The 20,015-nt window shown below is 64.1% G+C and carries 19 protein-coding genes; 11 read left to right on the plus strand and 8 right to left on the minus strand.

What is annotated here, in order from left to right; translation table 11 throughout:
• Window position 1 precedes the first annotated feature (1 nt).
• Window positions 2–769 carry an RNA methyltransferase gene (locus NMB96_RS18895; protein ID WP_006450336.1) on the minus strand — a complete coding sequence of 256 codons (768 nt, stop codon included), beginning with the start codon at window positions 767–769 and terminating at the stop codon, window positions 2–4.
• A 117-nt stretch (window positions 770–886) separates the two neighbouring features.
• On the opposite strand from NMB96_RS18895, the gene NMB96_RS18900 reads away from it, so the two are divergent.
• Window positions 887–1,720 carry an inositol monophosphatase family protein gene (locus NMB96_RS18900; RefSeq protein WP_006450337.1) on the plus strand — a complete coding sequence of 278 codons (834 nt, stop codon included), beginning with the start codon at window positions 887–889 and terminating at the stop codon, window positions 1,718–1,720.
• Between the two features lie 159 nt (window positions 1,721–1,879).
• Here NMB96_RS18900 and NMB96_RS18905 read toward each other — a convergent pair whose 3' ends face one another.
• On the minus strand, window positions 1,880–2,491 hold the full coding sequence (locus NMB96_RS18905; protein ID WP_016904847.1) for a superoxide dismutase: 612 nt from the start codon (window positions 2,489–2,491) through the stop codon (window positions 1,880–1,882).
• 265 nt (window positions 2,492–2,756) lie between these two features.
• Between NMB96_RS18905 and NMB96_RS18910 the strand changes: the two genes are divergently transcribed.
• Window positions 2,757–3,203: a guanyl-specific ribonuclease gene (locus tag NMB96_RS18910; protein ID WP_255085407.1), complete on the plus strand. Its 447-nt coding sequence runs from the start codon at window positions 2,757–2,759 to the stop codon at window positions 3,201–3,203.
• Window positions 3,200–3,625: a barstar family protein gene (locus NMB96_RS18915; protein WP_255085408.1), complete on the plus strand. Its 426-nt coding sequence runs from the start codon at window positions 3,200–3,202 to the stop codon at window positions 3,623–3,625. The genes NMB96_RS18910 and NMB96_RS18915 overlap by 4 nt, the downstream gene beginning before the upstream one ends.
• Before the next feature lie 508 nt (window positions 3,626–4,133).
• Here the strand turns inward: NMB96_RS18915 and NMB96_RS18920 are convergent.
• Complete coding sequence (locus tag NMB96_RS18920; RefSeq protein ID WP_023904215.1) at window positions 4,134–6,029, minus strand: ATP-binding cassette domain-containing protein; 1,896 nt, start codon at window positions 6,027–6,029, stop codon at window positions 4,134–4,136.
• Between the two features lie 110 nt (window positions 6,030–6,139).
• Here NMB96_RS18920 and dbpA point away from each other — a divergent pair, with 110 nt between their 5' ends.
• Complete coding sequence (gene dbpA / locus NMB96_RS18925; protein WP_255085409.1) at window positions 6,140–7,516, plus strand: ATP-dependent RNA helicase DbpA; 1,377 nt, start codon at window positions 6,140–6,142, stop codon at window positions 7,514–7,516.
• Window positions 7,517–7,664: 148 nt separating this feature from the next.
• On the opposite strand, the gene NMB96_RS18930 is transcribed toward dbpA, so the two are convergent.
• Together NMB96_RS18930 and NMB96_RS18935 are read right to left on the minus strand one after the other, a co-directional pair.
• Window positions 7,665–8,225, minus strand: a complete 561-nt coding sequence (locus NMB96_RS18930; RefSeq protein WP_043889258.1) for an adenine phosphoribosyltransferase — start codon at window positions 8,223–8,225, stop codon at window positions 7,665–7,667.
• A gap of 94 nt (window positions 8,226–8,319) precedes the next feature.
• Window positions 8,320–9,876, minus strand: a complete 1,557-nt coding sequence (locus tag NMB96_RS18935; RefSeq protein ID WP_255085410.1) for a protein adenylyltransferase SelO — start codon at window positions 9,874–9,876, stop codon at window positions 8,320–8,322.
• 174 nt (window positions 9,877–10,050) lie between these two features.
• On the opposite strand from NMB96_RS18935, the gene NMB96_RS18940 reads away from it, so the two are divergent.
• A complete protein-coding gene (locus NMB96_RS18940) occupies window positions 10,051–10,917 on the plus strand; it encodes an alpha/beta hydrolase (RefSeq protein WP_255086993.1) in 867 nt (288 codons plus the stop codon).
• 136 nt (window positions 10,918–11,053) lie between these two features.
• On the opposite strand, the gene NMB96_RS18945 is transcribed toward NMB96_RS18940, so the two are convergent.
• Window positions 11,054–11,752, minus strand: a complete 699-nt coding sequence (locus NMB96_RS18945) for a glutathione S-transferase (RefSeq protein WP_255085411.1) — start codon at window positions 11,750–11,752, stop codon at window positions 11,054–11,056.
• Window positions 11,753–11,932: 180 nt separating this feature from the next.
• Window positions 11,933–12,142 carry a cold-shock protein gene (locus tag NMB96_RS18950; protein ID WP_023904220.1) on the minus strand — a complete coding sequence of 70 codons (210 nt, stop codon included), beginning with the start codon at window positions 12,140–12,142 and terminating at the stop codon, window positions 11,933–11,935.
• Window positions 12,143–12,408: 266 nt separating this feature from the next.
• Between NMB96_RS18950 and NMB96_RS18955 the strand changes: the two genes are divergently transcribed.
• The 4 genes from NMB96_RS18955 to NMB96_RS18970 all read left to right on the plus strand — a co-directional run bounded on the left by NMB96_RS18955 (window position 12,409) and on the right by NMB96_RS18970 (window position 16,864).
• A complete protein-coding gene (locus NMB96_RS18955; protein WP_255085412.1) occupies window positions 12,409–12,888 on the plus strand; it encodes a YaiI/YqxD family protein in 480 nt (159 codons plus the stop codon).
• A 62-nt stretch (window positions 12,889–12,950) separates the two neighbouring features.
• Window positions 12,951–13,499, plus strand: coding sequence for a YaeQ family protein (locus NMB96_RS18960; protein WP_255085413.1), 549 nt, complete (start codon window positions 12,951–12,953; stop codon window positions 13,497–13,499).
• Window positions 13,496–14,677 (plus strand): BaiN/RdsA family NAD(P)/FAD-dependent oxidoreductase, encoded by a 1,182-nt coding sequence (locus NMB96_RS18965; RefSeq protein WP_255085414.1) that lies wholly within the window; start codon window positions 13,496–13,498, stop codon window positions 14,675–14,677. Before NMB96_RS18960 ends, NMB96_RS18965 begins: the two co-directional genes overlap by 4 nt.
• Before the next feature lie 117 nt (window positions 14,678–14,794).
• Window positions 14,795–16,864: a GGDEF/EAL domain-containing response regulator gene (locus tag NMB96_RS18970; protein ID WP_023904225.1), complete on the plus strand. Its 2,070-nt coding sequence runs from the start codon at window positions 14,795–14,797 to the stop codon at window positions 16,862–16,864.
• Window positions 16,865–17,271: 407 nt separating this feature from the next.
• Here the strand turns inward: NMB96_RS18970 and htpX are convergent, their stop codons facing one another.
• Window positions 17,272–18,150 carry a protease HtpX gene (htpX, locus tag NMB96_RS18975; protein ID WP_255085415.1) on the minus strand — a complete coding sequence of 293 codons (879 nt, stop codon included), beginning with the start codon at window positions 18,148–18,150 and terminating at the stop codon, window positions 17,272–17,274.
• Window positions 18,151–18,248: 98 nt separating this feature from the next.
• Between htpX and gluQRS the strand changes: the two genes are divergently transcribed.
• Both gluQRS and phbB read left to right on the plus strand, forming a co-directional pair.
• On the plus strand, window positions 18,249–19,115 hold the full coding sequence (gene gluQRS, locus NMB96_RS18980; protein ID WP_255085416.1) for a tRNA glutamyl-Q(34) synthetase GluQRS: 867 nt from the start codon (window positions 18,249–18,251) through the stop codon (window positions 19,113–19,115).
• A 113-nt stretch (window positions 19,116–19,228) separates the two neighbouring features.
• Window positions 19,229–19,969, plus strand: a complete 741-nt coding sequence (phbB, locus tag NMB96_RS18985) for a beta-ketoacyl-ACP reductase (RefSeq protein ID WP_255085417.1) — start codon at window positions 19,229–19,231, stop codon at window positions 19,967–19,969.
• Window positions 19,970–20,015: the final 46 nt, after the last annotated feature.

Genomic DNA, 20,015 nt, shown 5'->3' on the forward strand with positions numbered 1-20,015 from the left:
GTCAGTTTCCGGCCCGCTTTGCCAGCATGGCCATGCGCTGGGCATCGGACAGGATGCCGCGCAGCAAGCGCACCTCCTGCTCGCTCATCTCGGTGCGCAACAACAGCCGCCGCAGCTTGCGCATCGCCGACTCCGGCGCGCGGCCCTTGTGGAAATCGATGTCGTCCAGCGTCTCGCCCAACTGGGCAAACATGCCTTCCAGTTGCGCGTGACTGGCGGGGCCTTCGCGCAGTGCGCCGGTGGTGGCTGCCGGCGCCGGTTCCGCCTGGCCCGCTTCCAACTGTGCCAGCCGGACTTCATAGGCCAGCACCTGTACTGCGGCGGCCAGGTTGAGCGAACTGAAAGCCGGGTCGGACGGGATATGCACGGCCGCGTGGCAGAGCTGCAACTCGTCGTTGGTCAGCCCGGTGCGCTCGCGGCCGAACACGATTGCCACTTCGGCCGGCTCGCCGGCCTTGGCCAGGGCTCGGCGTGCGCCGGCGTCCGGCAGCAACTCTTCCAACGCCACCCGGCGCGCGCGCGCGGTGCAGCCGATCACCAGCGTGCAATCGGCCACCGCCTCGCCCAGCGTGGCGAAGACCGGTGCATCGCCGAGCACGTCCTCGGCACCGGCAGAGCGCCGGTAAGCGTCTTCGTCGAGGGCGCGCTCAGGAGCGACCAGCACCAGACGCGAGATCCCCATCGTCTTCATCGCGCGCGCGGCGGCGCCGATATTGCCTGGATGCTGGGTACCGACAAGAACAAAACGGATGCGCTGACTGACGGACATGAACGGAGATTGGGGAGCTGTTCGGTCGTAGATGGTAAACTGCGCGACCGGTTTCGTGCCGGACCGCTCTTTTACCTTCGCCAATTCTTCAATTCTGCCTTCACGGGAGCTTTAACCATGCAGAAACCCGCCGTCACCGTCATGGTCAAAGCCGCCCGCCTCGCCGGCAATGTGCTGTTGCGCGGTATCAACAAGCTCGACTCGCTCAATGTGGTGCAGAAGGGCCGCATGGATTACGCCAGCGAAGTCGATGCCGATGCCGAGAAGGTCATCATCAAGGAACTCAAGCGCGGCTACCCCGAGTACGCCGTGTTCGGCGAAGAAGGCGGCGTGCAGGGCGGCAAGAGTGGCCGCTACACCTGGGTCATCGACCCGCTGGATGGCACCAGCAACTATCTGCGCGGCTTTCCGCATTACTGCGTGTCGATCGCGCTGGTGGAAAACGGCGAGCCCACCGATGCGGTGATCTTCGACCCGCTGCGCAACGAGCTGTTCACCGCCAGCCGCGGTGCCGGCGCGGTACTCAACGACCGCCGCATCCGCATTGCCGAACGCAAGGACCTGGAGGGCGCGATGGTCCACACCGGCTTCCCGCCGCGCGAGCGTGCACGCATCAGTGCGCAGCTGAAGTGCGTCGATGCGCTGCTGGTGCAGGCCGAAGATGTGCGTCGCACCGGTTCTGCCGCGCTGGATCTGGCCTATGTGGCCTGCGGCCGCGCCGATGCGTATTTCGAAGCTGGCGTCAAAGCCTGGGATATCGCCGCCGGCGTGCTGCTGGTACGCGAAGCCGGTGGCCGGGTCTGCGACTACAAGGGCGCCACCCCGCCGCGCATGGACAACATGGGCCCGGAAACGCAGCAGATCGTGGCCGGCAACATCAAGATCAGCGACGCGCTGCAGAAGGTCATCGTCAACACCGGCTACGCGCGCGAGTTCGACGCCAAGTTCTGATCGGCGCTCCGGCAATCGTAGGAGCGCGCTTGCGCGCGATGAAGCTTTCCCAGTGAACGCCTCTTCGCGACCAAGGTCGCCCCTACACGACGGACCGCAGCAAACGAAGAAGGCCGGGATCGCTCCCGGCCTTCTTGCGTTACAGCGTCAACTCAAGAATCAGGCGATCGCAGCGTGGTAGCGGCGCTCGACTTCTTCCCAGTTCACCGCGTTATAGAACGCGCCGATGTATTCCGGGCGACGGTTCTGATACTTCAGGTAGTACGCGTGTTCCCACACGTCCAGACCCAGGATCGGGGTGTTGCCTTCGAACAGCGGGCTGTCCTGGTTGGCGGTGCTTTCGACCACCAGCTTCTTGTCCGGGGTCACGCTCAACCACGCCCAGCCCGAGCCGAAGCGGCTGACGGCGGCCTTGGTGAAGGCTTCCTTGAACTTCTCGAAACCACCGATGTCCTTGTCGATCGCCTTGGCAACCTCGCCCTTGGGCTCGCCGCCGCCATTGGGCGACAGTACGGTCCAGAACAGCGAATGGTTGGCGTGGCCACCACCGTTGTTGCGCACCGGGCCCTGCAGGTTTTCCGGCAGGCTCTTCAGCTTGGACACCAACTCTTCGACCGGCAGGTCCGCATACTCCGTCCCTTCCAGCGCCGCATTGACGTTGTTGATGTAGGTCTGGTGATGCTTGGTGTGATGGATCTCCATCGTCTGCGCATCGATATTCGGTTCCAGCGCGTCGTAGGCGTAAGGCAATTGCGGAAGGGTGTAAGCCATGCGTGTCTCCTGGACTTGCCGCCCGGCGAAGACCGGGCGTTGCGGGATAAATAGTAGGGACGGCGGCGGCGCTTACCAAGAGTGCTGGCAGGGAAACTTCATCCCATCGCACACCGCGTCGTGTTCGCTGCACACCTTGCACCATGCCCCGGTTACTTGGGCGTGAATCGCGCAGGCGTACACATGCCGCGGCGTTCAAAGTCGACACAGTCGCGCAACGGCATACTTGATCTGCTGTCTCCACAATCGCTTCCGGATCGTCTTCATGCGCAAGCCCGCTTTGCTGATCGTCGCCATCGTGCTGCTCGTCGCCGGCTTGTGGGGCGTGCGCGTGATGCAGACGCCCAAGCCGCAGTTCGCGCCGCAGCTCAACGCGCCGATCGCCGCAACAGCGCCGCCCGAACAGACGCCTCGGCAGGGTCTTCCGGGTTTTCTGCCGACCGAAGCGATGGCCACCATCGTATTGATCCAGCGCGGCGGGCCGTTCCCGCATGCGCAAGACGGCAGCGTGTTCGGCAATCGCGAACAACGCCTGCCCGAGCGCGAGCGCGGCTACTACCACGAGTACACCGTGGAGACGCCCGGCAGCCCTGACCGCGGCGCACGCCGCATCGTCACCGGCGGCACGCCGCCGCAAGCGTGGTACTACAGCGACGATCATTACCAGAGCTTCAAATCGTTCAAAGGCCCCACGCCGGAGCAGGCGCCATGAGCGCAGGCGACTTCGCACTGGACCTGTCCGATCCGCAACAATCAGGCGTCTATCAAGCCAACACCGACGATCTGGACACCATGGCCGCGCTCGCCCGCGACGCCGGCCTGCGCATCCTGCGTGTGGATCTGGCCAGCTGCAGCGACAAGCACATGTTGCTGATGCGCCTGGCCACCCAACTGGACTTCCCGGTCAGCTTCGGTCGCAACTGGGACGCGCTCTCCGATGCCTTGCGCGACCTGGCCTGGCTGCCCGCATCACATGGCTATGCGCTGTTGATCAACGGCGCAGACGCACTGGCGCGCACTGCACCGAACGATCGCAACACCTTGCTGGATATCCTCGATGAAGCCGCCACTGCCTGGGCCGTTCGCGGGCTCACATTTGCAGCGTTTGTGGCGCCTGCGAGTGCTTGCGACTGAGAGCGGCTAACAAACGCTGTAGCGATGGCGGCAACATGTTGGCCGCACTCGCCTTCGTTGGCGAATGACGCACTGTTGGGACTGGCAGCGAAATCTAGATGCGAATCAAAGCCTGGTTAGTCGAGTGCGCGGTGCCCTCACCGCTCGCGGGACACGCCGTGAATCCGTCCGTGGAGGCTCGGTGGCGGCATCCATGCCGCCACACGGTCCCGCAAGCGGTGAGGACACCGCACCAGAAAGATTACTGGCCGCTTTGTTGAAAACAATGCACACCGACCATCTCTACTGGTCCTTGCCCGCCTACCGTCGCGGGACCTTACGCGGCATGGATGCCGCGTAAGAGCCTACACGGACGTACTTGCGGCGTGTCCCGCGATGGTAGGCGGGCAAGGGCCCTGCAGCAAACCCGCAGATCAGCCGCTCTACAAGTCATCTATCAGCTCGCGATGCTTGTTTACCACGCCTAAAAACCAAAAGACCGGCACGCAGTCGCGCGCCAATCCGGCAATCAACTATCCAGTTCGCTCCAGCGCGCGAACGCCGCATCCAGCTGCGCCTGTGCATCGCCCAGCGCGGCGGTATGCGCGGCCATCGCTGCGCTGTCGCGCTGATAGAAGGCCGGGTCGTTCATCGCATTGGTGAGCGCTGCGACCTGTTGCTCCAGGCTGTCGATCAAGGTCGGCAACTGTTCCAGCTCGCGCGCATCCTTGTAACTGAGCTTGCGCTTGGGCGCAGCTTCCGCCGGTGCGGCAGCAGGCGCCGCTGGCGTAGTCGCAGCCGCCGTCGCCGATGCCTTGGCAACCGCCATTGCATTGGGCGCCGGGGTGCGACGCTGACGCAGCGAATCGCTGTAACCACCGACGTAATCGCCGACCAAGCCCTCGCCTTCCATCACCAGCGTGGAGGTCACCACGTTGTCGAGGAAGTCGCGGTCATGGCTGACCAGCAACAAGGTGCCGGTGTATTCGCCGAGCAGCTCTTCCAGCAACTCCAGCGTTTCCACGTCCAGATCGTTGGTCGGTTCGTCCATCACCAGCAGGTTGGACGGCTGCGCAAACAGCCGCGCCAGCAGCAGGCGATTGCGTTCGCCACCGGAGAGACGGGTGATCGGCGCGCGTGCGCGCTCCGGGGTGAACAAGAAGTCCTGCAGGTACGCATGCACATGCTTGCGCTTGCCGTTGATCTCGATGAAATCGCGGCCTTCGGCCACGTTTTCGATCGCACTCCAGTCCTCGCGCAACGTGGAGCGGTACTGATCGAAATACGCGATCTGCAGATTGGTACCGATGCGGATTTCGCCCTGCTGCGCCTGCAAGTCGCCCAGCAACAGCTTGAGCAAGGTGGTCTTGCCGCTGCCGTTGGGGCCAATCAGACCGATGCGGTCGCCACGCTGGATGATGGTCGAAAAATCCTTGACCATCGTGCGTGCGCCGAACGCGAAGCCGACCTCCTTGGTCTCGATCACCTTCTTGCCGGACGACTCGCCCTGCGAGACTTCCATGCGCACATTGCCGCTCAGATCGCGGCGCTGGCCACGTTCGTTGCGCATCGATTCCAGACGCCGCACACGGCCTTCGTCGCGGGTCCGCCGCGCTTTGATGCCCTGCCGGATCCAGATTTCTTCCTGCGCCAGCATCTTGTCGAAACGCGCATTTTCCTGCGCCTGCGCATTGAGCCGCTCTTCGCGACGGCGCTCGTAATTGGCCCAGTCGCCGGGCCAGCTGGTGACCTGGCCGCGATCGATTTCCACGATGCGCGTCGCCAACGCACGCAGGAAGCGCCGGTCATGGGTGACGAACAACACGCTGCCGTTCCAGTTCTTCAGGAACGACTCCAGCCAATCGATGGCTTCGATATCCAGATGGTTGGTCGGCTCGTCCAGCAGCAGCACGTCCGGCGAAGACACCAGCGAGCGCGCCAGCAACACACGGCGCTTCATGCCGCCGGACAAGCGCGCAAACTCCGCATCGCCATCCAGTTCCAGCTTGGTCAGCGTCTCGGTGACGCGCTGATCCAGCGCCCAACCGTCGGCCGCGTCGATCTTGGCCTGCACCTTGCCGAACGCATCGCCGTCGAATACCTCGGCATGGCTGAGCTGATGGAATTCGGCCAACCAATGGCCAAGCTCGCCCAGGCCATCGGCCACCACCTCGAACACGCTGCCGCCGGTGCCCTGCGGCACCTCCTGCTCCAGCCGCGCGATACGCACGCCCTGTTGCACGCGCACTTCGCCGTCGTCGGGCTTGAGCTCGCCGGCGATCAATTTCATCAAGGTCGATTTGCCGGCGCCATTACGGCCGATCAGGGCGATACGCTCGCCCGGCTCGATCGTGAGGTCGGTTTTTTCCAGCAACAAGGGGCCGCCGACGCTGTAGTCGACGCTTTGCAGAGTGATTAAAGGCATGGGCCAATTGTACGGGATTGGTGATTGGGGATTTCGGGATTGGGAAGCACACGCGCCATTGCCGTGGCGAATCCCCAATTCCCCATCACCAATCCCGGCTAAAATGCCCCATGAACGAATTTTCCGCGCTGCCGCTGTCGCCGGCCCTGGCCCCCGGCATCGACGCCCTTGGCTACACCGTCCTTACTCCCATCCAGGCGCAAAGCCTGCCGCCGATCCTGCAAGGGCTCGACGTCATTGCCCAGGCCCCCACCGGTAGCGGCAAGACCGCTGCCTTCGGGCTGGGCCTGCTGCAAAAGCTAGATCCCGCGCTGACCCGCGCGCAGGCGCTGGTGCTATGCCCTACCCGCGAGCTGGCCGATCAGGTTGGCAAGCAGCTGCGCAAGCTGGCCACCGGCATTCCGAACATGAAACTGGTGGTACTGACCGGCGGCATGCCGCTGGGCCCGCAACTGGCCTCGCTGGAAGCGCACGACCCGCAAGTGGTGGTCGGCACGCCCGGACGCATCCAGGAACTGGCCCGCAAGCGCGCACTGCATCTGGGTGGCGTGCGTACGCTGGTGCTGGACGAGGCCGACCGCATGCTCGACATGGGCTTCGAAGAACCCATCCGCGAGATCGCCAGCCGCTGCGACAAACACCGTCAGAGCCTGCTGTTTTCGGCCACCTTCCCGGACATCATCCGTACGCTTGCGCGCGAAATCCTGAAGGACCCGATCGAAATCACCGTCGAAGGCGCCGATAACGCGCCGGAAATCGACCAGCAATTCTTCGAGGTCGACCCGACCTATCGACAGAAAGCCGTCGCCGGGCTGCTGCTGCGCTTCAATCCCGAGTCCAGCGTGGTGTTCTGCAATACCCGCAAGGAAGTGGACGAAGTGGCCGGTTCGCTGCAGGAGTTCGGCTTCTCCGCGCTCGCCCTGCATGGCGACATGGAGCAGCGCGACCGCGACGAAGTGCTGGTGCGCTTCGTCAACCGCAGCTGCAACGTGTTGGTGGCCAGCGATGTGGCCGCGCGCGGGCTGGATGTGGAAGACCTGGCGGCAGTGGTCAATTACGAGCTGCCCACCGATACCGAAACCTACCATCACCGCATTGGCCGCACCGCGCGCGCGGGCAAGCGCGGGCTTGCACTCAGCCTGGTGGCCTCACGCGAAACAGGGCGCGCGCAGGCACTGGAAGCCGAACAAGGCCAGCCGCTGAAGTGGTCGCGTGCACCGTTGGCCACCGCGCGCCCGGCGCAGCTGCCGCAGGCGGCCATGACCACGCTGCGCATTGATGGCGGCAAGACCGACAAACTGCGCGCTGGCGACATTCTCGGCGCGCTCACCGGCGAAGCCGGACTCTCGGGCGCGGCGATCGGCAAGATCGCGATCTACCCCACCCGCTCCTATGTCGCCATCGCCCGCGCGCACGTTGCCAAGGCACTGGCGCATCTGCATGCGGGCAAGATCAAGGGACGCCGGTTTCGGGTCAGCAAGCTGTAATCAGCGGCCCGGCAGATACCCTGCCGGCCATACGATCAAGCGGAGGTGCTAAAGCGCCTGTCGCACCGTCTATATGGATGCGCATTCTTGCGCATCCATGTCGCCAGACGCTCGATCGGCAAGCCGCTCGATCAGCAAGATGCCTGGATCAGTAGCTCAACGTCGCCAGCAACGGCACGTCATCAGCCCACTTGCTGCGGCCCTGCAGCGCCAGCAACTCGACCAGCACCGCCGCACCGACGATCTCCAGTTCCAGCTGTGCAGCAAGCCCCAGCGCCGCGCGCAGCGTGCCGCCGGTGGCGAGCACGTCATCGACGATCAACACGCGCGCGCCGCGCGGCAACGCGTCTTCGTGCATTTCGATGCGATCGGTGCCGTATTCCAGCGCGTATTCCTGGACTAACGTCCGTCCGGGCAGCTTGCCTGGCTTGCGCACCGGCACAAAACCGGTGCGCAGTTCGCGCGCCAGCGCCGCGCCCAGAATGAAACCGCGCGCCTCGATGCCCAGGACCGCGTCCAGCGGCGTGGTGCGCCAGGGCTGCGCCATTTCGTCCAGCGCCGAGGCAAAGTCCGGGCCGTCCGACAGCAGCGGGGTAATATCCTTGAAGACGATACCCGGCTTGGGAAAGTCGGCGATGTCGCGGATCCGTTCAGCCCAATGGTTGGGTCCGGAAGAAGTATTGCCGGCGCAGCGGGTGCAGTCAGTCATGGTGGCGATGGCGTCAAGGCCGGTGGGGACCACCGTATTCTAGGCTGCGCAGACCCGTGACGCCGCGTTTACGACATACGTGCATCTGAGTGCGTCAGGAACTGCACGACAGCATCGAGCAGCCGGCGCGGTCGCGCGCCCACTCCGGTCGCCGCGCGGCAAACGCATCGCGGCCCGGTTGGTCGTCGTAGGGCCGGCGCATGACCTCGAGCAATTCCTGCACTCCGGAGGGATCGCCCTGCTCCGCCAGATCGATCGCCTGCTGCGCCAGATAGTTGCGCAGCACGTAGCGTGGGTTGGCCAGGCGCATGCGTGCGCGGCGTTGGTCCGGCGATAGCGTGTCTTGACCCAGCCGTGTGGCATAGCGTTGCAGCCATTCCTGCAACTGCCCGGCGTGCGCAAGGCGCTTGTCCTGGTCGTAGAACGCTTCGCGCAGCAGCTCCGGGTCGGGATGCTCCGGCGACCACTCGATCAGGCCACGAAATGTCAGCGTCATGTCCATCTCGCCCGCGTGCATCAATTCACGCAGCACATCGATCAAGTGCAGATCCTCGTCGCGGCAGTCGGCCAGACCCAGCTTGGCCGCGGTGTCGCGGCGGTCGCAGGCCATGTAGGTATCGCGGAAGTGGTCCAGCCCCTGCTGCAACGGCGCCGCATCGGCAAACAGCGGCGCCAGCGCCTGCGCCAGGCGTCCCAGGTTCCAGTACGCCACTTGCGGCTGGGTGCCGAAGCGGTAACGCCGGCCCTGCGCATCGGTGGTATTCGGCGTCCAGTCCGGGTCGTAGTCGTCGACCCAGCCATATGGGCCGTAATCGATGGTCAGGCCCAGGATCGACATGTTGTCGGTGTTCATCACCCCATGCACGAAACCGACCCGCATCCAGTGCGCCACCATCACGGCGGTGCGCTCGCAGACCTGCGCAAACCAGGCCGCGTACAGATTCTCGCCAGCACCTTTCAACTCCGGGAAATCGCGTGCAATGGTGAAATCCGCCCACTGCCGCAGCAGCGCGCTATCCCCGCGCGCACTGGGCAATTCGAAATTGCCGAAGCGAATGAACGATGGCGCCACCCGGCATACGATGGCGCCGGGCTCGCGCTGCGGGCGACCGTCGTAAAACATGTCGCGCACCACTGCATCGCCGGTCGTGACCAGGCTCAGTGCGCGCGTGGTCGGCACACCCAGATGGTGCATCGCTTCGCTACACAGGAATTCACGAATCGACGAGCGCAGCACGGCGCGCCCATCGGCGCCGCGTGAGTAAGGCGTGGGACCGGCGCCCTTGAGCTGCAATTCGTAGCGACCACCATCGACCCCGATCGCCTCGCCCAGCGAAATGGCCCGGCCATCGCCGAGCTGGCCGGCCCAATGCCCGAACTGGTGCCCGCCGTAATTGACCGCCCACGGCTGCATGCCCGGATACAACGCGTTGCCGCCAAACACCTCGGCAAAACGGGCACTGGCCATCTCGGCCTCGTCCAGCCCGAGTTGCTGCGCCATCTCGGCGGAATAGGCCAGCAGCCTGGGCGCTGCGACCGGCGTCGGCGACACCGACGACCAGGCAGCGACCACATCCCGGCGACGCGGCCCTTCTTCCGGATCACCAGGCAACTGCTGACGCAGACGGTTGTCGAACTGGATATCTGTCATGGCGACAAGCCTAGGCCAGAGCGGGTGAACTTCGCATGGGTGAACCGCGCATCCTATTCGCTACCGGCCTCGTATCCCCATTCCAGACACGCTGAACTGCCAGCATCCAGGCGCACTCGCACATCACAACAGCCGCAGATTCATTCCTCTTCAGTTATTACAGCGACCCTACTCATGCGCTTGCACACTTCCCGCTGGTTTCGCCCTGCCCTTTTGCTCCTCGGCGCGTTAAGCCTGAATGGCTGCAGCAGCGTGTTCTTCGGCGGCATCAACGCTGCATCCAGCCGCACTGGCGTCATCGAACACCGCAACGAGGTCTTCGACCCGGAGCACGGCCTGGCGCTGGACGTCTACCAACCGCGCGGCGCCGTCGATGCGCCGGTGGTGGTGTTTTTCTACGGCGGCACCTGGAAGCGTGGCGCCCGCGCCAACTATCGCTGGGTCGGCCGCTCGCTGGCCCGCGAGGGCATGGTGGTGATGGTGGCCGACTACCGAAAGTACCCGCAGGTCCGACTGGACGGCTTCATGAGCGATGCCGCACAGGCCACCGCATGGAGCCATCAGCATGCGCGCGCCTACGGCGGAGACCCTGCCCGCCTGGCCGTGATGGGCCACTCCGCAGGTGCGCACATCGCCGGACTGCTCGCCACCGATCGCCGATGGCTGCAGGCACAGGGCATGCAACCACGCCAACTCTGCGGTTTCGTCGGCCTCGCAGGCCCTTACGACTTCTCGCCGATGACCGACCCGGAATTGATCCAGATCTTCGGCACTTCACCTACCGAACAGGAAGCCTCACAACCCATTCGTCATGTGGATGGGGACGAGCCGCCGATGCTGCTGCTGCACGGCGATGCCGACCACGTGGTGGAACCGCGTAACAGCACGGTTCTCGCTGCCGCCGAACAACAGGCGGGGGTCCAGGCACACAGCATTTTTTATCCAGGAATGGGCCATATGGGCTTGGTGCTGTCACTCCGCAAGGAATCGCAAGTGATGCACGACACCTTGCAGTTCCTGCGGCAGTGTCACGCGCCCTGAGGTCTGGACGTCCGCGCGCAGGTGGTTGCGCGCGGGATTGGGACGGGATTGGGGAGTCGCAAACCCAGACGAATGGCGGCAAGCAAAGTGATCGCTGCTTGCCGCAGCATTACGGCTCTCCAAGCCGCTGCCAGCATTACTCTGGGGACTTGCGCCCCATCAGCTCGAACGGGCCGCCCTTCTTCAGCGCGGCCTGATACGCGGGACGCGCTTCGATCCGCTCCAGAAACGCGCGCAAACGCGGATAATTTTCAAATCCGCCACCACGCGCCGCGGCGGCCTGCACCGGAAAGCTCATCTGGATGTCAGCCGCAGTAAAGCGCTCACCGGCGAACCAGTTGCTGGCCTGCAGGGATTGCTCCATCCAGTCCAGATGCAGCTTGAGTTGCGGGCTGACGAAGCCCGACATTGCCTTGTCCGCAATCTCGCGCGCAATGGGCTTGACGAAAAACGGCATCGGCGCACTGCGAATGCGCGCGAAGATCAGCGTCATCAACAATGGCGGCATCGCCGAGCCTTCGGCGTAATGCATCCAGTAGCGGAACTGCATGCGCTCCGGCGAATCCTGCGGACGCGGCGATGGCGACAGCGCGCATTCGGTGTCGTAGCGTTCGGTCAGATACTCCATGATCGCGCCGGACTCGGCCACGGTCAGATCGCCATCCACAATCAGCGGCGATTTGCCCAGCGGATGGATCGCAAGCAATGCGGCCGGTGCCAGCATGGTCTTGGGGTCGCGCTCATGCCGCACGATCTGGTACGGCAGCGCCAGTTCTTCCAGCAGCCACAGCACGCGCTGGGAACGGGAATTATTGAGATGGTGGACAGTGATCATGAGAAGGGCTGCGCGCGGAAAGCGCACATCCTACCCATCCACGCGTCGTCGCCGCGCTCACTCGCGACTGCAGCCACCGCGCTGCTGACGATGTAAGCGCCTTACTCAAACGACGCCCAATAAAAAACGCCGGTCGCTTGCGCGACCGGCGTTTTTGGCAACCTTACGGTTGCAGACGGATTAGACCGCCTGCACCTGGTCAGCCTGCATGCCCTTCTGGCCCTGCACGGCGACGAAGGTCACTTTCTGGCCTTCCTGCAGCGACTTGAAGCCGGTGCCCTGGATGGCACGGAAGTGGACGAACAGGTCCGCGCCGATTTCCGGGGTGATGAAGCCGAAGCCCTTGGCATCGTTGAACCACTTCACAGTACCGTTTTGACGTTCTGACATTTTACTAACTCCTGAACTATTGATTGATAAATCGCAGCGTCCGAAAGCCGGAGCTGAGACTGAGTTGCAGGCGTTGGTAAAGCGGAACGATGAAGCGAGATCTGTAACGATCCGGCTGCATCAGGCCACGATTCACGGTGACCCTTGCAAACACAGTGCGTGCACAATACTCGCGATTCCAATAAAAAGCGACACCCCGCGTCAAAATTTTTACTATCGGGCCAAATCCGACCGCATGTCAGCCCCTTCCCTATCGATATCACCTTATGAATACGCCGAGTACGCCAACCCAGGCGCAGATCTGGGTCGATGCCGATGCCTGTCCTGCCGTGGTCCGCGACATCTTGTTCAGAGCTGCCGTGCGCACCGGCACCCCAGTGACCCTGGTCGCCAATCATTTCCTGCCCACACCCAGCCTGGCGCATGTGCGCGTCGTCCAGGTTCCGGGCGGACCGGACGCGGCCGATGATGCCATTGCCGAACGGGTTGCCGCCGGCGATCTTGTCGTCACGCAGGACATTCCATTGGCCGCCCGTGTTCTGGAGCAAGGCGCGACCGCCATCAGCCCGCGCGGCGAGCCATTCACCGACAACTCCATCAAGGAGCGTCTGTCGGTACGCAGCTTTCTGGAAGAACTGCGCGGTGCCGGCGTCGCCACCGGTGGGCCGCCTGCGCTGCATGCACGCGACCGCCAGGCATTTGCTGCGCAACTGGACCGCTGGCTGGCAGCGCAACCGCGCATCTAGCGGCAGCACGCCGGCCTTGCAGCGGCGGCGTATCATGAGCGCCCTTTGCAATCGGCATCCTGATGGCTCTTACCGCCACCGTCCGCAGGGCGGAACTTCAGATCAGCGACATGGACCGTGGCTATTACGCCAACCATTCGCTGACCCTGGCCCAGCACCCCTCCGAAACCGACGAGCGCCTGATGGTGCGGCTGCTGGCGTTCGCGCTGTTTGCCGACGACCGTCTGGAGTTCGGCCGCGGGCTGAGCAACGACGACGAGCCCGACCTGTGGCGGCGCGATTACACCGGCGACCCGGATCTGTGGATCGACCTCGGCCAGCCGGACGAAAGCCGCGTGCGCAAGGCCTGCAATCGCTCGCGCGAGGCAGTGGTGATCGGCTACGGCGGCCAGGCCACCGAAACCTGGTGGAAGAAGCAGGCCAATGCGCTCGGCCGACAACGCAACCTGCGCGTGCTGGAGTTCGATTCGCAGGCCACCGAGGCGCTTGGCGCCCTGATCCAGCGCGGCATGCGCTTCGATGTGATCATCCAGGACGGCGAGGTGCAGATGCTCGCAGATCAGGGCAATGTCACCCTGACACCGATAGTGCGGCAAGCCCCGGCCGAATGAGCACGCGTTACGACGTGCTGGTCATCGGTGCCGGCGCGGCCGGACTGATGAGCGCCTTCACCGCCGGCCGACGTGGCCGCCAGGTGCTGGTGATCGACCATGCCAACAAGGTCGGCAAGAAGATCCTGATGTCCGGTGGCGGGCGCTGCAACTTCACCAATACCGGCACCACGCCAGGCAACTTTTTGTCGGCCAATCGGCATTTCTGCAAATCCGCGCTGGCCCGCTACAGCCCGGCGGATTTCGTGGAAATGGTCGAGCGCCACGGCATCGCCTATCACGAGAAAGAGCTGGGCCAGCTGTTCTGCGACATCTCGTCCAAGCAGATTGTGCGCATGTTGCTGGACGAGTGCGAAGCGGCTGACGTGCAGGTGCGTACCGAGTGCGAAGTACGCTCGGTGCGGCGCGACAGCGATGGCTTCAGTATCGAAACCAGCCAGGGGCGCGTGCAGGCGCAATCGCTGATCGTCGCCACCGGCGGGCTGTCGATTCCGAGCATGGGCGCCAGCGGCTTCGGCTATACGCTGGCCAAACAGTTTGGCCACGAGTTGCTGCCGACACGCGCCGGGCTGGTTCCGCTGACGCTGAGTGGCAAGCATCAGGAGCGGCTGCAGGAGTTGTCCGGGCTGGCCTTGCCGGTCGAGGCGCACTGCAACGGGGTCAGCTTTCGCAATTTCATGCTGGTTACCCACCGCGGCGTCAGTGGCCCGGCGATCCTGCAGATCTCCTCGTATTGGCAGCCCGGCGATGATCTGCGCCTGGACCTGCTGCCCGGCCAGGATGCTGCAGCCTGGTTGCGCGAACAAAAAAACCAACGCGGCGCCACCGAACTGCGCAATGTACTGGCCGACGTGCTGCCGCGACGCTTTGCGCAGCGCCTGTGCGAAGTGTGGCTGCCGGACAAGCCGGTGCGTCAGCTCGACCCGCCGCAACTGCAGGCCGCGGCCGACCTGCTCGGCGCATTTCCGCTGGTCGCCAGCGGAACCGAAGGCTACCGTACCGCTGAAGTAACGCTCGGCGGTGTCGATACCAACCAGGTCTCCAGTGCAACCATGGAGTCGCGTCTGGTGGCCGGCTTGTATTTCGTCGGCGAGGTGCTGGATGTGACGGGATGGTTGGGCGGCTACAACTTTCAGTGGGCATGGGCATCCGGTCACGCCGCAGGAAGCGTCGCTTAAGCCTATGCTGGGTGATAGAAACGTGGACCAAGTCTCACCCCGGATGCGGTCTTGTCCACACACATGGACACCTCCGACCCCCTTCGTGTATTTAGAGCCGTCTCCAGGAAGCCGCGCATGCAGAAAGGTAAAGATCTCACCCTCCGCCTGATGATCGTCGACGACAGTGTCGAGAGCGCGGAGGCGATCGTGACCGCGTTGCGCAACGGCGGCATTGCAGTGCGTCCATCGCGGCCGCAGACCCTGGAAGACCTCGCCAGCATGTTGTCCGGCCAGATCGATCTGGCCCTGCATGGCCAGGCGCTGCAGATTCCGATGAGCGCGCTGCAGCAGCAGATCGCGAGCAGCGGCAAGGACATTCCGATCATTCTGCTGGCCGAACGGATCGAAGAAAACGCGTTGGTCGAGGCCGCTTCGCACGGCATTCGCGCGCTCGTGCTGCGGCATCGTCCGGAGCATCTGCTGGCACTGGTGCGTTCGGAATGGGCCGATCTGCAGGCCCGGCGCGGACTGCGCCGCATCGAAGCGCAGATGCGCGAAACCGAGCGGCGGTGCGATGCCCTGATCGCGTCTTCGCGCGACCCCATCGCCTACGTGCACGAAGGCATGCATATCCGTGCCAACGAGGCGTATCTGGAGATGTTCGGCTTCGAGTCGTTCGAGGATGTCGAGGGCGTGTCGTTGCTGGACATGATCGCCGCGCAGTACGTGGACGATTTCAAGCAATTGCTCAAGTCGCTGTCCAAGGGCGAACCGCCACCGGCGCAGTACAAGGTCGACGCACGCCGGCTGGAAGGCGACACCTTCCCGGCGACGATGGAATTTGCCACCGCCACGTATGAAGGCGAGCCGTGCATCCAGGTGGTGTTCCGCCGCCGCGAGGAATTCGACCCGGAACTGGCACGCGAGGTCGAAGATCTGCGCCAACGCGATCAGGTCACCGGCCTGCTCAACCGGCCGACCTTCATGGTCGCGCTGGAACAGGCGGTGGCACGGGCCGGTCGCAGCGAAGGCCAATCCGGCTTCCTGCTCATCGAGCCGGACCATTACGCGCGGCTATTGCCCGAAATCGGCCTGGATTCGGCCGACGCGTTGATCGCCGCCCTGGCCGCGCACGTGGCCAGCGTGCTGGATGACAGCGTGGTGGCTGCGCGCTTCGGCGAGCACAGCTTTGCGTTACTGATGGACGGCAACTACGCGCGCACCCACGCATTGGCAGAAATGGTGCGCGATGCGTTTGCGCAGCATGTCTTCAGCATCGGCGCGCGCTCGGCCACGGTCACGGTGAGCATTGGCGGGGTACAGATCGGCGAAAAGATCGCCAGCATCGGCCAGGTGCTCAATCGCGGCACCGAGGCGGTACGCACCACTGCCGAGCTCGGCGGCAATGCGGTCAGCATCTATGACCCGGCCGCCTCTGATCGCGCCGAAGAAGAACGCATCGAACGTTGGGTAGAACAGCTGCGCGAAGCACTGGTCGGCGATGGCTTCTCGCTGCACTACCAGCCTGTGCTCAACCTGCAGGGCGAACCGGTGGAGTTGTACCAGGCGTTTCTGCGGCTGGAACGCAATGGCGAAATCATGTCGCCGAACGCGTTTATCGCCATCGCCGAAGAGCACGACCTGATCACCGAAATCGACCGCTGGGTGGTGGCGCGCGCGATTCGCCAGCTCGGCGAGCGGCAGCGTGCCGGACACAAGACACACCTGTTGGTGCGGATCGGACCGAACTCGTTCTCCGACCCACAGATGATCGACACCATCCGCGAGCAATTGGCGGTGTACGGCGTGCCCGGCGAGCGGCTGTGGCTGCAGACGCCGGAATCGAAGGTGTTCACGCATCTGCGCAACGCCCAGCAGTTTCTGGCCTCGCTGTCTTCGATGGGCTGCAAGGTGGGACTGGAACAATTCGGTTCTGGCCTGGATTCGTTCCAGTTGCTGGCGCACTTCCAGCCGGCATTTCTCAAGCTGGATCGCGGTATCACCGGAGATGTCGCATCGGCCCGCGAAAGTCAGGAAAAAATTCGCGAGATCACCTCGCGTGCGCAACCGGCCGGCATCCTCACCGTGGCCGAATTCGTGGCCGATGCGCAGTCGATGAGCAGCTTCTTCAGTGCCGGCGTGGACTATGTGCAAGGCGACTTCGTCGCACCGACCGGGCCGTTGATGAACTACGAGTTCGGCTGAGGCCTTGCCGAGGCAAGCGAAAGACCAACAATCAAAGCTAGGTGAGTCGAGGGCGCGGTGCCCTCACCGCTCGCGGGACACGCCGTGAACCCGTCCATGGGGGCTCGGTAGCGGCATCCATGCCGCCACACGGTCCCGCAATCGGTGAGGACACCGCACCAGAGAGTTTGCTGACTGCTTTACTCAAAGCCATGCACACCGACCATCTAGACTGGTCCTTGCCCGCCCACCGTCGCGGGACCTTACGCGGCATGGATGCCGCGTAAGAGCTTACAAGGACGTACTTGCAGCGTGTCCTGCGATGGTGGGCGGGCAAGGGCCCTGCAGCCAGGGCGCAAATCAGCGGCTCTACAACCGATCTATCCGCGCTGACCAGCCACTTCAAGACAATCGAAAGCAGTGCCGCCTTATCGCGCAGTGCCGTTCGCGGCACGCAGCGCAGCGATGCGCTCGGTCAGCGGCGGATGGCTCAGGAACAGACGACGCAAGCCGTCGCCCACACCGCCGGAGATGCCGAACGCCTGCACCTGCGAAGGCAAGGTGTTCTGGCCGTGATTGAGCGACAGACGCTCCAGCGCGGCGATCATCTTGCTGCGCCCTGCCAGCTGCGCACCACCGGCATCGGCGCGAAACTCGCGACGGCGCGAAAACCACATTGCGATCATGGTCGCGAACAAGCCGAATACCATCTCCAGCGCGAACACGATCATGTAATACGCAAAACCGCGGCCACCTTCGCGATTGCTGGAGATAGCGCCGTCGATGACACCGCCGACCACACGCGCCAGCACGATCACGAAGGTATTAAGCACGCCTTGCAGCAGCGCCATGGTCACCATGTCGCCGTTGGCAACGTGCGCGATTTCGTGGCCCAGCACCGCTTCGGCCTCGTCCTGGCTCATGTTCTGCAGCAATCCGGTGGACACCGCCACCAAGGCATTGTTGCGATTGGCGCCGGTGGCGAAGGCGTTGATCTCCGGGCCGTCGTAGACCGCCACCTCCGGCATGCCGATGCCGGCCGCCTGCGCCTGGCGACGCACGGTTTCCAGCAGCCAGCGCTCGGTCGGCGTACGCGGCTCGGTGATGACATGGGCGCCGGTACTGCGCTTGGCCATGAACTTGGATAGCAGCAAAGAAACGAGCGACCCACCAAAACCGAACACGGCCGCCATCACCAACAAGCCGCTCATCTGCGCGGGATTGACGCCCAGCATGGACATGACGATGCCGGCCAGCATCAGCACCGCAAAATTGGTCAGCAGAAACAGGAAAATGCGGTTGAACATGGCGCGATGACTCCACACATGCGGGAATGAACTGCTGCGGATTTGCGGCCGCCAGCGCTTGAAATCAAGCAAGCATCTGACCGACGATTCAGCTGCCCATGTCATCACCCAGCTACCGCGGCCGCTTTGCGCCCTCCCCCACCGGCCCCCTGCACTTCGGCTCCCTGCTGGCGGCCTTCGGCAGCTGGCTACTCGCGCGGCATGCCGGCGGTGAGTGGTGCGTGCGCATCGAAGACATCGACCCGCCGCGTGCCGAGCCCGGCGCCACCCAACGCCAGTTGCGTACGTTGGCGGCATTCGGGCTGAGCTCGGACATCCCGGTGATGTATCAATCCGATCGCGACGCGCAGTACGCCGCCGCTCTGACCACGTTGCTGGAGGCCGGGCTGGCCTTCGAATGCAGCTGCAGCCGCGCCGATCTTGCGGGCATGGACGGTATCCACCACGCCTGTGTGGCGCCGCTGAGTACCCGCCGCGCGGTGCGCCTGCGGGTGCCGCCGCAGGCGCCGGTCGGCTTCGACGACGCACTGCAGGGCCACGTGATGCAGGACGTGTATGCCGAGGTCGGCGACGTGGTGCTGCGCCGCGCCGATGGGTATTGGGCCTACCAACTGGCGGTGGTGGTGGACGATGCCGCGCAAGCCATCACCGATGTGGTGCGTGGCGCGGACCTGCTCGACTCCACCCCGCGCCAGCTGCTGCTGCAGCGCGCCCTGGGCCTGCCGCAGCCGCGCTATCTGCATCTGCCGCTGATCCTGAATGGCGACGGCCGCAAGCTGTCCAAGTCGCATGACGCACCCGCACTGGACGATGCCGACCCGCTGCCGGCCCTGCACGCCGCCTGGGCCGCACTAGGACAGAACGTGGCAGCACTGCCGCGGCATACTGCAGTCGACACGCTGCTGCAACATGCCGTGCAGCATTTTTCGCCTCAACTGCTGCCCCGCCACCACATCCGAACGTGACCGAACGCGCATCACAGCGCCTGCGTGACTAGAATTGCGACCCAGCACCGGCAACCGGGCGCGGCGCTAGTGTCCGCGTCCCACTCGCCTACCATCTGTTCATTGGAGTCGTCATGACATCTCGCGTCGCATTGATCACCGGCGGCACCGGCGGCATCGGCACAGCCATCTGCAAGCGCCTGGCCGACCAGGGGCACCGGGTCGCCAGCAATTTCCGCAATGCCGAAAAAGCCCACGCATGGCAGCAGCGCATGCAGGCGCAGGGCTACGAGTTCGCCCTGTTTCGCGGCGATGTGGCCTCCTCCGAGCATGCGCGCGCCTTGGTCGAAGAAGTGGAAGCCTCACTGGGACCGATCGAAATACTGGTCAATAACGCCGGCATCACCCGTGATACCACCTTCCACCGCATGACCGCCGAGCAGTGGCACGAGGTCATCAATACCAACCTCAATTCGGTCTTCAACGTCACCCGCCCGGTGATCGAGGGCATGCGCAAACGCGGCTGGGGCCGGGTGATCCAGATCAGCTCCATCAACGGATTGAAGGGCCAGTACGGGCAGGCCAACTACGCCGCCGCCAAGGCCGGCATGCACGGCTTCACGATCTCGCTGGCGCGCGAAAACGCAGCATTCGGGGTGACCGTCAACACCGTCTCACCAGGCTACGTGGCCACCGACATGGTGATGGCGGTGCCGGAAGAGGTGCGTGCCAAGATCGTTGCCGACATCCCCACGGGGCGGCTGGGTCGCCCGGAAGAGATCGCCTACGCGGTGGCATTTCTGGTCGCAGAAGAGGCCGCCTGGATCACCGGATCCAACCTGGATATCAACGGCGGCCATCACATGGGCTGGTAGCGTTTGCTGCACCTTCGCGCTGCAGCATGAAATTTCCTTAGAAATC

This window comes from Xanthomonas hortorum (assembly GCF_024339125.1).
Lineage (GTDB): Bacteria > Pseudomonadota > Gammaproteobacteria > Xanthomonadales > Xanthomonadaceae > Xanthomonas > Xanthomonas hortorum.

What these genes read in the sequence shown, in the direction of transcription:
- NMB96_RS18950 (WP_023904220.1), bottom strand. Translation starts at nt 12,142, where the DNA reads ATGTCAGAACGTCAAAACGGTACTGTGAAGTGGTTCAACGATGCCAAG.
- NMB96_RS18900 (WP_006450337.1), top strand. Translation starts at nt 887, where the DNA reads ATGCAGAAACCCGCCGTCACCGTCATGGTCAAAGCCGCCCGCCTCGCC.
- NMB96_RS18970 (WP_023904225.1), top strand. Translation starts at nt 14,795, where the DNA reads ATGCAGAAAGGTAAAGATCTCACCCTCCGCCTGATGATCGTCGACGAC.
- NMB96_RS18940 (WP_255086993.1), top strand. Translation starts at nt 10,051, where the DNA reads ATGCGCTTGCACACTTCCCGCTGGTTTCGCCCTGCCCTTTTGCTCCTC.
- NMB96_RS18965 (WP_255085414.1), top strand. Translation starts at nt 13,496, where the DNA reads ATGAGCACGCGTTACGACGTGCTGGTCATCGGTGCCGGCGCGGCCGGA.
- NMB96_RS18955 (WP_255085412.1), top strand. Translation starts at nt 12,409, where the DNA reads ATGAATACGCCGAGTACGCCAACCCAGGCGCAGATCTGGGTCGATGCC.
- NMB96_RS18895 (WP_006450336.1), bottom strand. Translation starts at nt 769, where the DNA reads ATGTCCGTCAGTCAGCGCATCCGTTTTGTTCTTGTCGGTACCCAGCAT.
- NMB96_RS18935 (WP_255085410.1), bottom strand. Translation starts at nt 9,876, where the DNA reads ATGACAGATATCCAGTTCGACAACCGTCTGCGTCAGCAGTTGCCTGGT.
- NMB96_RS18910 (WP_255085407.1), top strand. Translation starts at nt 2,757, where the DNA reads ATGCGCAAGCCCGCTTTGCTGATCGTCGCCATCGTGCTGCTCGTCGCC.
- NMB96_RS18920 (WP_023904215.1), bottom strand. Translation starts at nt 6,029, where the DNA reads ATGCCTTTAATCACTCTGCAAAGCGTCGACTACAGCGTCGGCGGCCCC.
- NMB96_RS18915 (WP_255085408.1), top strand. Translation starts at nt 3,200, where the DNA reads ATGAGCGCAGGCGACTTCGCACTGGACCTGTCCGATCCGCAACAATCA.
- phbB (WP_255085417.1), top strand. Translation starts at nt 19,229, where the DNA reads ATGACATCTCGCGTCGCATTGATCACCGGCGGCACCGGCGGCATCGGC.
- NMB96_RS18905 (WP_016904847.1), bottom strand. Translation starts at nt 2,491, where the DNA reads ATGGCTTACACCCTTCCGCAATTGCCTTACGCCTACGACGCGCTGGAA.
- NMB96_RS18945 (WP_255085411.1), bottom strand. Translation starts at nt 11,752, where the DNA reads ATGATCACTGTCCACCATCTCAATAATTCCCGTTCCCAGCGCGTGCTG.
- gluQRS (WP_255085416.1), top strand. Translation starts at nt 18,249, where the DNA reads ATGTCATCACCCAGCTACCGCGGCCGCTTTGCGCCCTCCCCCACCGGC.
- htpX (WP_255085415.1), bottom strand. Translation starts at nt 18,150, where the DNA reads ATGTTCAACCGCATTTTCCTGTTTCTGCTGACCAATTTTGCGGTGCTG.
- dbpA (WP_255085409.1), top strand. Translation starts at nt 6,140, where the DNA reads ATGAACGAATTTTCCGCGCTGCCGCTGTCGCCGGCCCTGGCCCCCGGC.
- NMB96_RS18930 (WP_043889258.1), bottom strand. Translation starts at nt 8,225, where the DNA reads ATGACTGACTGCACCCGCTGCGCCGGCAATACTTCTTCCGGACCCAAC.
- NMB96_RS18960 (WP_255085413.1), top strand. Translation starts at nt 12,951, where the DNA reads ATGGCTCTTACCGCCACCGTCCGCAGGGCGGAACTTCAGATCAGCGAC.